Origin of the sequence: Sphingomonas sp. CD22 (assembly GCF_034556155.1) — a bacterium.
Lineage (GTDB): Bacteria > Pseudomonadota > Alphaproteobacteria > Sphingomonadales > Sphingomonadaceae > Sphingomonas.
Genome location: NZ_JAYDYX010000002.1, coordinates 203,206 through 215,346 on the forward strand (window position 1 = coordinate 203,206; position 12,141 = coordinate 215,346).

At 68.2% G+C, this 12,141-nt stretch carries 15 protein-coding genes; 9 read left to right on the forward strand and 6 right to left on the reverse strand.

Annotation, left to right across the window (positions count from 1 at the left end; all coding sequences use genetic code 11):
• Nucleotides 1–4 precede the first annotated feature (4 nt).
• The 7 genes from dnaQ to SFC76_RS04325 all read left to right on the forward strand — a co-directional run bounded on the left by dnaQ (nt 5) and on the right by SFC76_RS04325 (nt 4,004).
• Nucleotides 5–697 carry a DNA polymerase III subunit epsilon gene (gene dnaQ, locus SFC76_RS04295; RefSeq protein ID WP_322848257.1) on the forward strand — a complete coding sequence of 231 codons (693 nt, stop codon included), beginning with the start codon at nt 5–7 and terminating at the stop codon, nt 695–697.
• A gap of 50 nt (nt 698–747) precedes the next feature.
• Nucleotides 748–1,356 carry a ribosome hibernation-promoting factor, HPF/YfiA family gene (gene hpf, locus SFC76_RS04300; RefSeq protein ID WP_322848258.1) on the forward strand — a complete coding sequence of 203 codons (609 nt, stop codon included), beginning with the start codon at nt 748–750 and terminating at the stop codon, nt 1,354–1,356.
• 59 nt (nt 1,357–1,415) lie between these two features.
• A complete protein-coding gene (locus tag SFC76_RS04305; protein WP_322848259.1) occupies nt 1,416–1,880 on the forward strand; it encodes a PTS sugar transporter subunit IIA in 465 nt (154 codons plus the stop codon).
• Complete coding sequence (locus SFC76_RS04310; RefSeq protein ID WP_038664619.1) at nt 1,870–2,325, forward strand: PaaI family thioesterase; 456 nt, start codon at nt 1,870–1,872, stop codon at nt 2,323–2,325. Before SFC76_RS04305 ends, SFC76_RS04310 begins: the two co-directional genes overlap by 11 nt.
• Nucleotides 2,322–2,648, forward strand: a complete 327-nt coding sequence (locus tag SFC76_RS04315) for a DUF1491 family protein (RefSeq protein ID WP_322848260.1) — start codon at nt 2,322–2,324, stop codon at nt 2,646–2,648. The genes SFC76_RS04310 and SFC76_RS04315 overlap by 4 nt, the downstream gene beginning before the upstream one ends.
• Nucleotides 2,649–2,802: 154 nt before the next feature.
• The gene (locus SFC76_RS04320; protein WP_322848261.1) at nt 2,803–3,462 is read left to right on the forward strand and encodes a cell wall hydrolase; all 660 of its coding nucleotides are present in this window, start codon (nt 2,803–2,805) and stop codon (nt 3,460–3,462) included.
• A 50-nt stretch (nt 3,463–3,512) separates the two neighbouring features.
• The gene (locus SFC76_RS04325) at nt 3,513–4,004 is read left to right on the forward strand and encodes an MmcB family DNA repair protein (RefSeq protein WP_322848262.1); all 492 of its coding nucleotides are present in this window, start codon (nt 3,513–3,515) and stop codon (nt 4,002–4,004) included.
• 27 nt (nt 4,005–4,031) lie between these two features.
• On the opposite strand, the gene ribA is transcribed toward SFC76_RS04325, so the two are convergent.
• The 4 genes from ribA to SFC76_RS04345 form a co-directional block, all read right to left on the reverse strand.
• Nucleotides 4,032–5,093, reverse strand: coding sequence for a GTP cyclohydrolase II (ribA, locus tag SFC76_RS04330; protein ID WP_322848263.1), 1,062 nt, complete (start codon nt 5,091–5,093; stop codon nt 4,032–4,034).
• Entirely contained in the window at nt 5,090–5,881 is a 792-nt protein-coding gene (locus SFC76_RS04335) for an exodeoxyribonuclease III (protein ID WP_322848632.1), read from the reverse strand. The genes ribA and SFC76_RS04335 overlap by 4 nt, the downstream gene beginning before the upstream one ends.
• A gap of 285 nt (nt 5,882–6,166) precedes the next feature.
• A complete protein-coding gene (locus SFC76_RS04340) occupies nt 6,167–6,772 on the reverse strand; it encodes an outer membrane lipoprotein carrier protein LolA (RefSeq protein WP_322848264.1) in 606 nt (201 codons plus the stop codon).
• 88 nt (nt 6,773–6,860) lie between these two features.
• Complete coding sequence (locus SFC76_RS04345) at nt 6,861–9,182, reverse strand: DNA translocase FtsK (RefSeq protein WP_322848265.1); 2,322 nt, start codon at nt 9,180–9,182, stop codon at nt 6,861–6,863.
• A 145-nt stretch (nt 9,183–9,327) separates the two neighbouring features.
• Here SFC76_RS04345 and SFC76_RS04350 point away from each other — a divergent pair, with 145 nt between their 5' ends.
• Together SFC76_RS04350 and SFC76_RS04355 are read left to right on the forward strand one after the other, a co-directional pair.
• Complete coding sequence (locus SFC76_RS04350; protein ID WP_322848266.1) at nt 9,328–10,542, forward strand: UbiH/UbiF/VisC/COQ6 family ubiquinone biosynthesis hydroxylase; 1,215 nt, start codon at nt 9,328–9,330, stop codon at nt 10,540–10,542.
• Nucleotides 10,539–11,063, forward strand: coding sequence for an MAPEG family protein (locus tag SFC76_RS04355; protein WP_322848267.1), 525 nt, complete (start codon nt 10,539–10,541; stop codon nt 11,061–11,063). Before SFC76_RS04350 ends, SFC76_RS04355 begins: the two co-directional genes overlap by 4 nt.
• Before the next feature lie 10 nt (nt 11,064–11,073).
• Here SFC76_RS04355 and SFC76_RS04360 read toward each other — a convergent pair whose 3' ends face one another.
• Both SFC76_RS04360 and SFC76_RS04365 read right to left on the reverse strand, forming a co-directional pair.
• Entirely contained in the window at nt 11,074–11,538 is a 465-nt protein-coding gene (locus SFC76_RS04360) for a DUF4126 domain-containing protein (protein WP_322848268.1), read from the reverse strand.
• Between the two features lie 122 nt (nt 11,539–11,660).
• Nucleotides 11,661–12,086, reverse strand: a complete 426-nt coding sequence (locus SFC76_RS04365) for an organic hydroperoxide resistance protein (RefSeq protein ID WP_322848269.1) — start codon at nt 12,084–12,086, stop codon at nt 11,661–11,663.
• Between the last annotated feature and the right edge of the window lie 55 nt (nt 12,087–12,141).

The window sequence follows — 12,141 nt, forward strand, 5'->3', positions numbered from 1 at the left end:
TCGGATGCGCGAGATCGTCTTCGACACCGAAACCACCGGCCTGAGCTTCGCCGGCGGCGACCGGCTGGTGGAGATCGGTTGCGTCGAGATGGTCAACCGCGTCGAGACCGGCCGCACCTTCCACGCTTATTACCATCCCGAACGCAACATGCCCGCCGAGGCGCAGGCGGTGCACGGCATCTCCGAAGCCTTCCTCAGCGACAAGCCGAAGTTCGCGCAGGGCGTGGACGAGCTCATCGAATTCCTCGGCGACGCGCCGCTGGTCGCGCATAACGCCGGCTTCGACTTCTCCTTCCTCAACGGCGAGCTGCAGCGCTGCGGCCGGCCGATCGTCCACGTCAAGCGGATGGTCGACACGCTGCAGATCGCGCGCAGCCGCCACCCCGGCGCCAAGCATACGCTCGACGCTTTGTGTTCGCGCTTCGGCGTAGACCGGTCGCACCGCGTCCTCCACGGCGCGCTGCTCGACGCGCAGCTCCTCGCGCAGGTCTATGTCGAACTGCTCGGCGGTCGCCAGATCGGCCTCGGCCTGGTCAGCGACGTGCCCATCGCCACCACGACGCAAGTCGCGGTACGCCGCCCCGTCACCGTCCGTCCGCCGCGCGTCTTCCGCCCGTCGGATGCGGAACTTGCAGCCCACGCAGCATTTGTTTCGAAGCTACAGGATCCGCTTTGGGGGGTCGGGGCGTTGGAATGACCCCAACCGGGCAAAGGCCAACAGGCCAGCCCTTAATGATGGAGAATACGATGGATATCCGGATTTCTGGTCATCAGGTCGCGACCGGCGACGCGCTCAAGGATCATGTGAGCGACCGACTCCAGGGTATCGCCAGCAAGCATTTCGCCCGCGCCCTTTCGGCCGAGGTGACGTTCGGCAAAGGCCCGCACGACGTCGGCTTCGGCTGCGATATCGTCGTGCACGTGATGAAGGGGCTGGTGCTCAAGGGCAGCCACCAGGCGCAGGACGCGCATCCCGCCTTCGACGGTGCCGCCGCCAAGATCGAGACGCAACTGCGCCGCTACATGCGCCGCCTCAAGGATCGCCATGCGAGCGAAGCCGCCGCGATCCAGGAGGACATGGGCTATGACAATGCGGGCTACACCCTGTTCCAGGAGACGCCGCAGAGCGAGGAGGATGTCGGCGACGCACCGCTGATCATCGCCGAGACGCGCGTCGACGTGCCCGATGCCAGCGTGTCCGATGCGGTGATGATGCTCGACCTGCGCAACACCGCCGCGCTGCTGTTCCGCAACGCCGGCACCGGCTCGTACAACATGGTCTATCGCCGCGGCGACGGCACGATCGGCTGGGTCGAGCCGCAGCGCGAGCAGGCGGCGCAGCCCGCCGCGCGCTGACCTTCCCCCGCCCCGCCGGTTCCGATAGAGGCCGGCGGGGCCTTCCATTCGAGTGACGCATGCACGACTTCAGCGATCTGCTGCGCCCCGAGGCGGTTTATGAGGGCGTGGCCGTCGCGCACAAGAAGGCGCTGTTCGCCCAGCTTTGCACCGCCGCCGAGGCGATGGGCCTCGACGGCAAGCTGGCCGCCGAGCGGCTGGCGGCGCGCGAGAAGCTCGGCTCTACGGGTTTCGGCGGCGGCGTCGCCATTCCGCATGCGCGGCTGCCCGATCTGTCCGGCGTCACCGGCGTGTTCGTGCGGCTGGCGCAGCCGATCGAATTCGATGCGGTCGACGACCTGCCCGTCGATCTCGTCTTCATGCTGCTCTCGCCGGTCGATGCGGGGGCGGAGCATCTGAAAGCGCTCGCCCGCGTCTCGCGGCGGCTGCGCGACCGCACCTTCCTCGCCAAATTGCGCGGCGCCGGATCGCGCGATGCGCTGTATGCCCTGTTCACCGCCGATGCCGCGCGCGATGCCGCCTGACGCCGGCGCGCTGGCGCATTATCGCGCGCTCGAATCGCTCTATGCCGCGGCGCCGATCAACCGGTTGTTCGAATCCCGCCTGGAGATCGTCGAGGCGGGCGTCGCGCGCATCCACTTCCGGCTGACCGAGGATCATTATCACGCCGCTGGTGCGGTCCACGGCACCAGCTATTTCAAGATGCTCGACGATGCCGCTTTCTATGCGGCGAACAGCCTGGTCACCGATCGCTTCCTGCTCACCACCGCGTTCAACCTGCTGCTGACCCGGCCGCTGAAAGCCGGACCGGTCGTCGCCGAAGGCCGCTGGATCAGCGGCAAGCGCCGCGTCTACGTCGCCGACGCGCGGCTGATCGACGCCGAGGGCGAGGAGGTTGCGCGCGGCACCGGCACCTTCATGCGCTCGCAGATCGCGCTGTCGGGCCTGCCCGGCTATCGCAGCGCATGACCGGCCGGCTGCCGACGCAGCTGATCGTCGGCGCGCTGCTCCGGCGGGTCAACGACGCCGGCGGCATCGCGATGGTACGCGCCAAGGGCGAGCCGCAGGGCGGCGCGATCCTGCTGCTGATCGAGGATCGCCACGGTCCGACGCGCGTGCTCGAGCGCCGGATCGACTTCGATGGGCATGCGATCCTGACCGATTCGGACAAGACCGACGACGCCGAGGCCTATTGGCGGCGGCGACGCGAATACGATCCGGATTTGTGGGTAATCGAACTGGACATCCCGGAAGCCGAACGGTTCGCCGCTGAAACGATCGCGTCGAATTGACTCATGACAGCGGTGTGACGAATGCCACGCGCACAGTGAATGCGCGTTGTGCTGTGCCTGGGTGCGATCCGGGTCGGTGACGCAGTCGGGGGGATGCCCGGACGATCGGCCTGGCCGATCGGGTCCGTGGTCCAACCGCATATCGAATACGTAGATGACGATTATGCAGCGCGCCGCGGCCATCGCGGCGATGACTTTCTCTCTGGCGGGCCTCATCAGCCACAGCTCGCCCGTCAATGCCTCGGACATCGACCGTACGTCGATTCCCGCGCCGTCCTCGACCATTCAGATCATCAACTCGGTCAGCCCCGTGTCGGTTCCCGTTCCCGCCGCCAGCGCCACGCCGCAGGTCGCCGCGACGGTCGAGCCGATCCCCACGGTGCAGCAGGCCGAGGACGACCGTTTCAATAGCCTCGCCGAAGCTGTCGCCGCGCAGGACGCCGAGCAGGTCGACGCGACGCAGCGCTGCCTCGCCGGCGCGATCTATTTCGAATCCAAGGGTGAACCGCTCGCCGGCCAGCTCGCGGTCGCCAACGTGATCATCAACCGCTCGAAGTCGGGCCGTTTTCCGACCGACGTCTGCTCGGTGGTGAAGCAGCGGGGGCAGTTCAGCTTCGTGCGCGGCGGTGAGATCCCGTCGATCGACGAAGGCCGTGCCGCCTATCGCACCGCGCTCGCCGTCGCCAAGATCGCGCTCGCCGCGGCGTGGGAAAGCCCCGCCCCCAAGGCGTTGTTCTTCAACACGCCGAACCGCCGCCCAGCCGGCAACGTCACCAAGATCGCGATGATCGGCAACCACGTCTTCTATCGCTGATCGTTTCGAACGGGCTTGTCCCGTTCGCGGAATGTTCCTAAGCGGGGGTCATGTTGGACATGGCCCCCGCTTCGTGTTTGGACGGCGGCGATCCCGCGATCTGTGCTGCGGATGTCGCCCGCGGCGTGACGCGGATGCTGCTGCGCCACGATATCACCACCATCGCCGAGGTTCCGCTGGAAGGCGGCCGTAGGGCCGACCTGATGGCGATCGATTCGCGCGGCCAGTTGATCGTCGTCGAGATCAAGGTGTCGCGCGCCGACCTGCTCGGCGACGGCAAATGGCCGGACTATCTCGCGCATTGCGATCGCTATTATTGGGCGGTGCCGGCGGGGTTCGATACCGCGCCGCTCGACGGCGCGGCGTTTCTGCCCGAACGCACCGGGGTGATCGTCGCCGATCGCTATGATGCCGCGATCATCCGCGAGGCGCATACCGTGCCGCTCCCCGCGCACGTCCGCAAGCGCGACACCCTGGCGTTCGCGCGCCGCGCGGCGCGGCGGGTGACCGGTCTGGTCGATCCCGAAGCGTTCAGCGCCTAGCCTTGCCTGCCGAGGGCGGGCGGCCCGTCACAATTGGTGCCCGGTCCGATCGCGCTTGGTCGCGAGATAGCGCGCATTATGCGGATTGGGCGGCAGTTGGTGCGGCACCCGCTCGATCACGCTTACGCCGGCCGCTTCCAGGCTAGCCACCTTCGCCGGATTGTTGGTCATCAACCGGACGGCACGCTGCCCGAGCAGCTCCAGCATCCGAGCCGCGACGCCGAAATCGCGCGCATCCACCGCGAATCCCAGCCGCACGTTGGCGTCGACGGTATCGAATCCCTGATCCTGCAGGGCATAAGCGCGCAGCTTGTTGACCAGCCCGATCCCGCGCCCCTCCTGCCGCAGATAGAGCAGGATGCCCCAGCCGTTCGCCGCGATCGCGGCGATCGCCGCGCGCAATTGCGGCCCGCAATCGCATTTGAGGCTGCCGAGCACGTCTCCGGTCAGACATTCGCTGTGCAACCGCACCAGCGGCGGATTGCCGTTGGGCTGGCCGATCAGCAGCGCGACATGCTCGTCGCTCGAATCCGGGGCGCGGAAGGCGACGATCTCCGCATCTTCGGCACCCTCGACCGGCAGGCGCGCACGCGTGGCGAGTTGCAGCGCGCGCGCGTCCTGATGCGCGTCGATCGCCGCGGGGGCGATCGTGATGTCCGGGTCGTTGCCGTCGATGAAGAAGGCGGGGAGCAGCCCGGCGATCCGCGCCAGCCGGATCGCGGCGAGGCTGGCGGCGGGCCGCGTCACCGCCGCGGTGCGGAACGGCCCCTTGAGCGGCGTCGCCAGATCGAATTGCGGATCGGCGAGCGCCACCGCGGTGCTGAAGTCGAGCCAGGGCGCTGCCTCGACCACCACCGGCGTATCGGGATCGGCGGCGGCGAGCTGGTTGGTCAGCTTCAGCGTCGCGGCGCGGCCGTTGGAGATCAGCAGCGGCCCCGCGCCGCCAGCCGCGAAGGCCTCGAGCCCGCGGGGATCGGCGGTTTCGACCGCGAGCAGGGGCAGGGGGGCCTCGCCGGGGGCATGGATCGCGATCGGCCAGCCGCGGCGCAGCGCGTCGATCGCCCGCGCGACGTCGCGCGCGCCGCTCAAAAGGCGAACTCGGTCATGATCGGCACATGGTCCGACGGCTTCAGCCAGCTACGGCAATCCTCGAACACCGTGTGCGCGCGCGCGGCCTTTGCGGCATCGCCGGTCGCCCACATATGGTCGAGCCGCCGGCCGCGATCGTTCTTGGTGAAGTCGGGCGAGCGATAGCTCCACCAGGTATGCAGCCGCGCCGGGGCAGGGTGGAAGTGGCGGCCGAGATCGACCCAGTCGTTCGACGCCTGCAACCGGTCGAGCGCCGCGACCTCGATCGGGGTGTGGCTGACCGTCTTGAGCAATGCCTTGTGGCTCCACACGTCGCTCGGCAACGGCGCGATGTTGAAGTCGCCGGTCAGGATCGTCGGGCCATCCAGTCCCGCCGACCAGTCGGTCATACGCTCCAGAAAATCGAGCTTCTGCCCGAATTTGGGGTTCACGTCGCGATCGGGCACGTCGCCGCCGGCGGGGACATAGACGTTCTCCAGCCGCACGCCGTTGGGCAGGCGGACGCCGACGTGGCGCGCCTCGCGATTGGCCTGCCAGTCGAAGCGGTCGTCCTCGGCGATCGGCACGCGGCTGAGGATCGCGACGCCGTGATGCATGCGCTGGCCATGGATGACGATATGATCGTAGCCGAGCGCGCGGAACATCTCGAACGGGAAGTCGTCGTCGACCACCTTGGTTTCCTGCAGGCACAGGATATCGGGCTCCGCCTCGCGCAGGAACTGCTCGACGATGGCGATCCGGAAGCGGACGGAATTGATATTCCAGGAGACGATCTTCACCGCCGCCATGTAGCGAGGGGCAGGCGACACCGCCAGAGCGACGACGGCTTCCGCCCACAGCCGCCGAGCCATCGCATCAATCCGGCAAGAACCGCCGATAGGCACCGAAAACGGAAAGGCCCCCGCTCCGGGGGCATGGAGCGAGGGCCGACCTAGCGTTCGTCACGCAGGCGGGAAGTGGGTTTGGTCATCCGGGCAACAGGGGGAAAAATCCCGGACGCCCCACATCCGCGAGGAAGCTTTTACCCTCGCGAACCTGTCGCGATGATGAATGGCGCCGGCACTTCCCGTTCATTATCGGGTATTTGATCTCCGCGGGTCGACCCATTTGAACGTTCCGTCGCTAACCGCCCCGCCGAAGCGCTGATTGGTGAGGCGAATCGTCGTGCGGTTGTTCTGGCTGTCGAGCTGTACCCAGCCCTGTAGCGCCAGCCCTGCCGGCGCGGCGGCGTCGCGCGCGAAGATCATCGTGATCCGGCCGATCTCGGGATGTTTGGGATCGTTCGCCTCGACCGAGACGACGCGATCGTTACCCGTCTGCACCACCCGCGCATAACGGGTGATGTCGCGGCCGGGATCGAGCAGCACCCCCAGCGGCGAGTTCTTGATCGGCCAGCGCTGCACCTGGCGGACGGAATAGTCGATGAAGGTCAGCGCGCCGCCTTCCGCGACGATCAGGATCGGCACGCCCTTCTCATATTGGAAGCGCAGCTTGCCGGGCTTCTTGAGCGTGAAGGTGCCGGTCAAGACCTTGCCGTTGCGGTCGGTCTGGGTGAAGTCCGCCGTCATCGTCGTGATCGACTGGAGGTGGCGCTGTACCGCGGCGAGGTCGCCGGTCGCCTGGGCCGGCAGCGCGGCGGGGGCCGCGATCGCGGCGATTGCTAAAGCGTATCGGATCATGCGGGTCCTGTGGTCCTGTGGCATTGAATGACCGCTTAACCGCGCGAGGGGCGGGGAGGGTCCGTGCCCCACCGGGGTCACCGTCAGCTCAGATCGCGTGCCCTTCGGTATCGCGCAGCACCTCGCGGCGGCCGACGTGATCGGGGCGGCTGACGATGCCGTCCTTCTCCATCTTCTCGATCAGCCGGGCCGCCGAATTATAGCCGATGCGCAACTGGCGCTGGAGCCAGCTCGTCGAGGCCTTCTGCGATTCGCAGACGAGCTGGATGGCGGCGCGATATTGCTGGTCTTCGGCCGAATCCTCGCCCTCCGGCGATCCTTCCAGCGTGAAGCCGTCCTCGGGCTCCTCGGTGACCGAGGTGATATAGTCGGGCTGGCCCTGGCTGCGCCAGTGATCGGCGATGCTGCGCACCTCGTCGTCGCTGACGAACGGGCCGTGGACGCGGACGATGCCCTTGCCGCCGGGCATGTAGAGCATGTCGCCCTTGCCGAGCAGCTGTTCGGCGCCCTGTTCGCCGAGGATGGTGCGCGAATCGATCTTGCTGGTGACGTGGAAGCTGATCCGCGTCGGCAGGTTCGCCTTGATGACGCCGGTGATGACATCGACCGACGGCCGCTGCGTCGCCATGATGAGGTGGATGCCCGCCGCACGCGCCTTCTGCGCGAGCCGCTGGATCAGGAATTCGACCTCCTTGCCCGCGGTCATCATCAGATCGGCAAGCTCGTCGACGATGACGACGATCTGCGGCAGCGGCTCGTAATCGAGCTGTTCTTCCTCATACACCGGCTGGCCGGTCTCGGGATGATAGCCGGTCTGCACGCGCCGGCCGAGCCGCTGGCCCTTCGCCTTGGCGGCGCGCACCTTGTCGTTGAAGCCGGCGAGGCTGCGCACGCCGACCGACGACATCTGGCGATAGCGATCCTCCATCGTCTCGACCGCCCATTTGAGCGCCCGCACCGCCTTGGCCGGATCGGTGACCACCGGCGACAACAGATGCGGGATATCGTCGTACATGCTCAATTCGAGCATCTTGGGATCGATCATGATCATCCGGCACTGATCCGGCGTCAGCCGGTAGAGCAGGGACAGGATCATGCAGTTGAGCCCGACCGACTTGCCCGAGCCGGTGGTGCCCGCGACGAGCAGATGCGGCATCGGCGCGAGATCGGCGATCACCGGATCGCCGGCGATGTTCTTGCCGAGGATGATCGGCAATTGCGCCGCCTGATCCTCGAACGTCTGGCTGCCGACGAGTTCGTGCAGCGATACCGATTCACGCTTCTGGTTGGGCAGTTCGATGCCGATGACGTTGCGGCCCGGGATCACCGCGACGCGTGCCGACACAGCCGACATGTTGCGTGCGATATCGTCGGCGAGCGCGATGACGCGGCTCGCCTTGATGCCGGGCGCCGGCTCCAGCTCGTACATCGTCACGACCGGACCGGGGCGCACCTCGTTGATGACGCCGTGCACCTTGAAATCGTCGAGCACGTTCTCGAGCAGCCGCGCATTGCGCTCCAGCGCCGCCTTGTCGATCTGTCCCTTGGGCGCGGGCGGTGCGGGGGTGAGCAGGTCGAGCTGCGGCAGCGCATAAGTGTGGCCGAGGTCGAGGCTCTGCTGGCGCGGCTTGGGCTTGGCGGCGGACGGCGCCACCGCGCGATCGGCGATGACCGGCGCGGGGCGGGTATCGGGCTCGGCGACCGCGCGCGGCTCGATCACCTTGCGCGCGAGCTGCAGCGGCTCCTCGTCCTGGTCGTCGTCGATATCGTCATAGGCGTCGAGGACATCCTCGCCATCGGCAGCGACGCGCGTCCGGCGCAGACGGAAGCGGCGCTCGCCGAGGTCGATCTCCAGGCTTTTCGCCCAGATGACGATCCCCGCGACCCCGGCGACCAGGCCGATGCCGCGCGCCACCCAGCGCTCGACGCCGGGCTGGCCGACGAAGCTCAGCCCCCATTGCACGAGATGCGCGACCGACAGGCCGATCACGCCGCCCCAGCCGGCGGGCAGCGCCAGCACCGAGGAATCGGATACGAAGGCGAGCGCGGCGGCCATCAGCGCCACGCCGATCGCCGCATTGCGCAGCATCGCGACCCAGCGGCCCGGCGGCTGGTCGCGCCACAACCGCATCGCGACGATCGGCGCGACCGGCAGCAGCAGCGCCACCGCCGGCCCGAACAAAGTGAGCGCCAGGTCGGCGAACCACGCCCCCGGCGGACCCGCCAGATTGAGGATCGGGCCGCCCGACGCGGTGTTCAACGCCGCGTCGCTGGCGTGATAGCTGGTCAATGCCAGCACCATCAGCGCGGTGACGAGGAACAGCGCGATCGCGGTGATCAAGGCACCGCCGCGTACCGCCCCTGCCTTCACCGTCTCACGCAACAGCCCTGGCTGCGCACGGCTCGCCATCGCTCGATCCCTTCAATGTGCGAAAATGCGCGGAAATCATCGGGCCGCGCGCGCGTTACGTCAAGGCGGTTGACTGCGATGGATCGAGGATGGATCGACACGGGCAACCGTTGGCACCTGCGCGCGGCAGGCGTAGGGAGACGATATGGACACGGACGTCATCATCCTGGGCGGTGGCCTGGTCGGCGCGACGCTCGCGCTCGCGCTCGACGCGCATGGGCTCACCAGCATCGTCATCGATCCCGCCGATCCGGCGGTGATGCTCGCGCCCGGCTTCGACGGGCGCGCCTCGGCGATCGCCAGCGCGAGCGGGCGGATGCTCGACGCGATCGGCATCGGCGCGGTGCTCGCCGGCCATGGCTGCGCGATCCGCCACATCCGGGTCAGCGACGGGCTGGAGCCGGGCAAGCTCGATTTCCGGCCCGACGCGGGCGATGGCGCGCTCGGCACGATGTACGAGAACAAGCGGCTGCGTACCGCCTTGTTCGAGGCGGCGAGCGCGGCGAGCCACGTCGATCTTCGCATGCAGACCCGCGCGGTCGACGTGGTGCGCGGCTCCGCCGGCGTCACCGCGACGCTCGATTCCGGCGCGACCGTCACCGCGCCGCTGCTGATCGCCGCGGAGGGACGCAATTCGCCGACGCGCGAGGCGGCCGGCATCACCGTCGCGCGCTGGCAATACGATCACGCCGCGATCGTCGGCGCCTTCCACCACGAATATCCGCACGAGGATATCGCTTACGAGATCTTCTACCCATCCGGCCCGTTCGCGCTGCTGCCGCTGCCCGACGACGAGATCGGCCACCGTTCGGCGATCGTCTGGTCGGTGAAGGGCGAGGATGGCCCGGCGATGATGAAGCTCGGCGACCGCGCCTTCCTCGCCGAAGCGAGCAAGCGGATGGGCGGCTTCCTCGGCGCGTTGACCGCGCCGAGCCCGCGCGCGAGCTATCCGCTCGGCTTCCATCACGCGGCGCGGGTCACCGCCGAGCGGCTGGTGCTGGTCGGCGACGCCGCGCACGGCATCCATCCGATCGCGGGGCAGGGGCTCAATCTGGGCCTGCGCGACGTCGCGACGCTCGCCGAGGTGCTGGTCGAGGGCAAACGGCTCGGTCTCGATCTCGGCGATCCCGCGTTGCTCGACCGCTATCAACGCTGGCGCGGGCTCGACACGTTCATGGTCGCCGCCGCCACCGACACGCTGACCCGATTGTTCGGCATCCCCGGCAAGACCGCCAGCGCCGTCCGTCGCTTCGGCATCGGCGCGGTCGACAAACTGCCGCCGCTCAAGAACCGCTTCATGGCCGAGGCGCGGGGCGAAACCGGCACCTTGCCGAAGCTGTTGCAGGGATTGCTGGTGTGACCGAGCCCGTGCCAGCCCCGAGCTTGCGCAAGGCGCAGACCGGCGTCGCGCGCGGCATCGGCATCGGATTGGGGCTGACGATCGCCGCGGCGATCCTCGGCTACAGCCGCAGTTCGGCGGCGATCCTCGAAAGCCGGCTGACCACGCTCGGCATCGCCGCCCTGGTGCTCGGCCTGTGGCTGGCGGCGGCGATCGGCAACGTGGCGCGGCGGCGTTTCGCCTCCGACGGCGCGATCGACGGCCGCAACGGCACAGACCCGCATGTCGACGTCGCCAATGCGGTTCTGCGCAACACCGCCGAACAGGTGGTGCTCGCGTTCGTCGCCTATGGCGCGCTGACCTTGCTCAGCGATCATGCGCGGGTGCCGGTGGCGCTGTTCGCCGCCTGTTTCACCGCCGGGCGATTGTTGTTCTGGACCGGCTATCGCGATGGCGCCGAGGCGCGCGCGCTGGGCTTTGCGCTGACCTTCTACCCCAGCGTCGCCGCGCTGCTAATGGCGGCGCTCGCCACGCTGCGGTGAGCGCCCCAGGTCAGGCCTTGCCGGACACCAATTTGGGGTTGGCGATCGCCAGCCCGGCGGCGAAGACGATCGCGTCCTCGACGAAGCCGGTCGCGGTCTGGCCGTAGCGCGCCATCGCCGCACGCCGCAGCCGCAAGCCGAAATAGGATGCGGCAAGCGCACTGCCGACCGCGACCGCGGCACCGAGCACCTTCTTGTCGCGCGGCGCCAGCGCGGCGCCGGCATAAGCGGCGGTGACGCTGCGCACGGCGAGGCCGATCGGCACGATGCGGTCGGGCGCGGTCTTCATCTTGTCGCCCGCCATCTCCGCCGCGGCGAAGGCTGCGGTGCCGGCGGCGATCACCGGATTGCGCAACAGCCTCTGGAGCGGCAGCGTCGCTGGAATCTCCTCCCGGCGGGTGGCAGTGGCGATCACCGCCAGCGGGGTGATGCCGCGCTGGCCGGCGACGAGACCGATGAGAAACGAGCGGATCATGCAATGCTCTCCGATACGGGTTCGCAGGCTACAATCCGTACGAGCGCATCCGTATCCCGGACCTGCCGACGCGCATCGGGATAATGTCCTCCCCGCGCCGGCGGAGAGGACATGACGAACGATCAGACCAGCGTCAGACCGACGTCAAGGTTGCCGCGGGTGGCGTTGGAATAAGGGCAGATCTGGTGCGCGGTGTCGACCAGCCGCTGCGCCTGGTCGCGCTCGACGCCGGGCAGCGACACCTGCAGGTCGGCGGTGATGCCGAAGCCGCCCTCTGAGCGCGGACCAATGCCGACCTTGGCGGTGACCGTGACATCGTCGGGTACCTTGACCTTGAGCTCGCGGCCTGCCGCTTTCAGCGCGCCGATGAAGCAGGCCGAATAGCCCGCGGCGAACAATTGTTCGGGATTGCTGCCGTCGCCGCCGGCGCCGCCGAGTTCCTTGGGCGTGGCGAGCTGGATGTCGATCTTGCCGTCGTCCGAGCGGGCGTGACCGTCGCGACCGCCGGTGGCGGTGGCCGCAGTGCTGTATTTGACGTCGACGGACATGGTGAATCTCCTGCTTGCTTATCGCGATAACTATCTAGGACGCGCGCACATGATC

Excerpts from the sequence above, each read along its gene's own strand:
- dnaQ (WP_322848257.1), top strand. The coding sequence starts at position 5 with ATGCGCGAGATCGTCTTCGACACCGAAACCACCGGCCTGAGCTTCGCC.
- hpf (WP_322848258.1), top strand. The coding sequence starts at position 748 with ATGGATATCCGGATTTCTGGTCATCAGGTCGCGACCGGCGACGCGCTC.
- SFC76_RS04305 (WP_322848259.1), top strand. The coding sequence starts at position 1,416 with ATGCACGACTTCAGCGATCTGCTGCGCCCCGAGGCGGTTTATGAGGGC.
- SFC76_RS04310 (WP_038664619.1), top strand. The coding sequence starts at position 1,870 with ATGCCGCCTGACGCCGGCGCGCTGGCGCATTATCGCGCGCTCGAATCG.
- SFC76_RS04315 (WP_322848260.1), top strand. The coding sequence starts at position 2,322 with ATGACCGGCCGGCTGCCGACGCAGCTGATCGTCGGCGCGCTGCTCCGG.
- SFC76_RS04320 (WP_322848261.1), top strand. The coding sequence starts at position 2,803 with ATGACGATTATGCAGCGCGCCGCGGCCATCGCGGCGATGACTTTCTCT.
- SFC76_RS04325 (WP_322848262.1), top strand. The coding sequence starts at position 3,513 with ATGTTGGACATGGCCCCCGCTTCGTGTTTGGACGGCGGCGATCCCGCG.
- SFC76_RS04335 (WP_322848632.1), bottom strand. The coding sequence starts at position 5,881 with ATGGCGGCGGTGAAGATCGTCTCCTGGAATATCAATTCCGTCCGCTTC.
- SFC76_RS04340 (WP_322848264.1), bottom strand. The coding sequence starts at position 6,772 with ATGATCCGATACGCTTTAGCAATCGCCGCGATCGCGGCCCCCGCCGCG.
- SFC76_RS04345 (WP_322848265.1), bottom strand. The coding sequence starts at position 9,182 with ATGGCGAGCCGTGCGCAGCCAGGGCTGTTGCGTGAGACGGTGAAGGCA.
- SFC76_RS04350 (WP_322848266.1), top strand. The coding sequence starts at position 9,328 with ATGGACACGGACGTCATCATCCTGGGCGGTGGCCTGGTCGGCGCGACG.
- SFC76_RS04360 (WP_322848268.1), bottom strand. The coding sequence starts at position 11,538 with ATGATCCGCTCGTTTCTCATCGGTCTCGTCGCCGGCCAGCGCGGCATC.
- SFC76_RS04365 (WP_322848269.1), bottom strand. The coding sequence starts at position 12,086 with ATGTCCGTCGACGTCAAATACAGCACTGCGGCCACCGCCACCGGCGGT.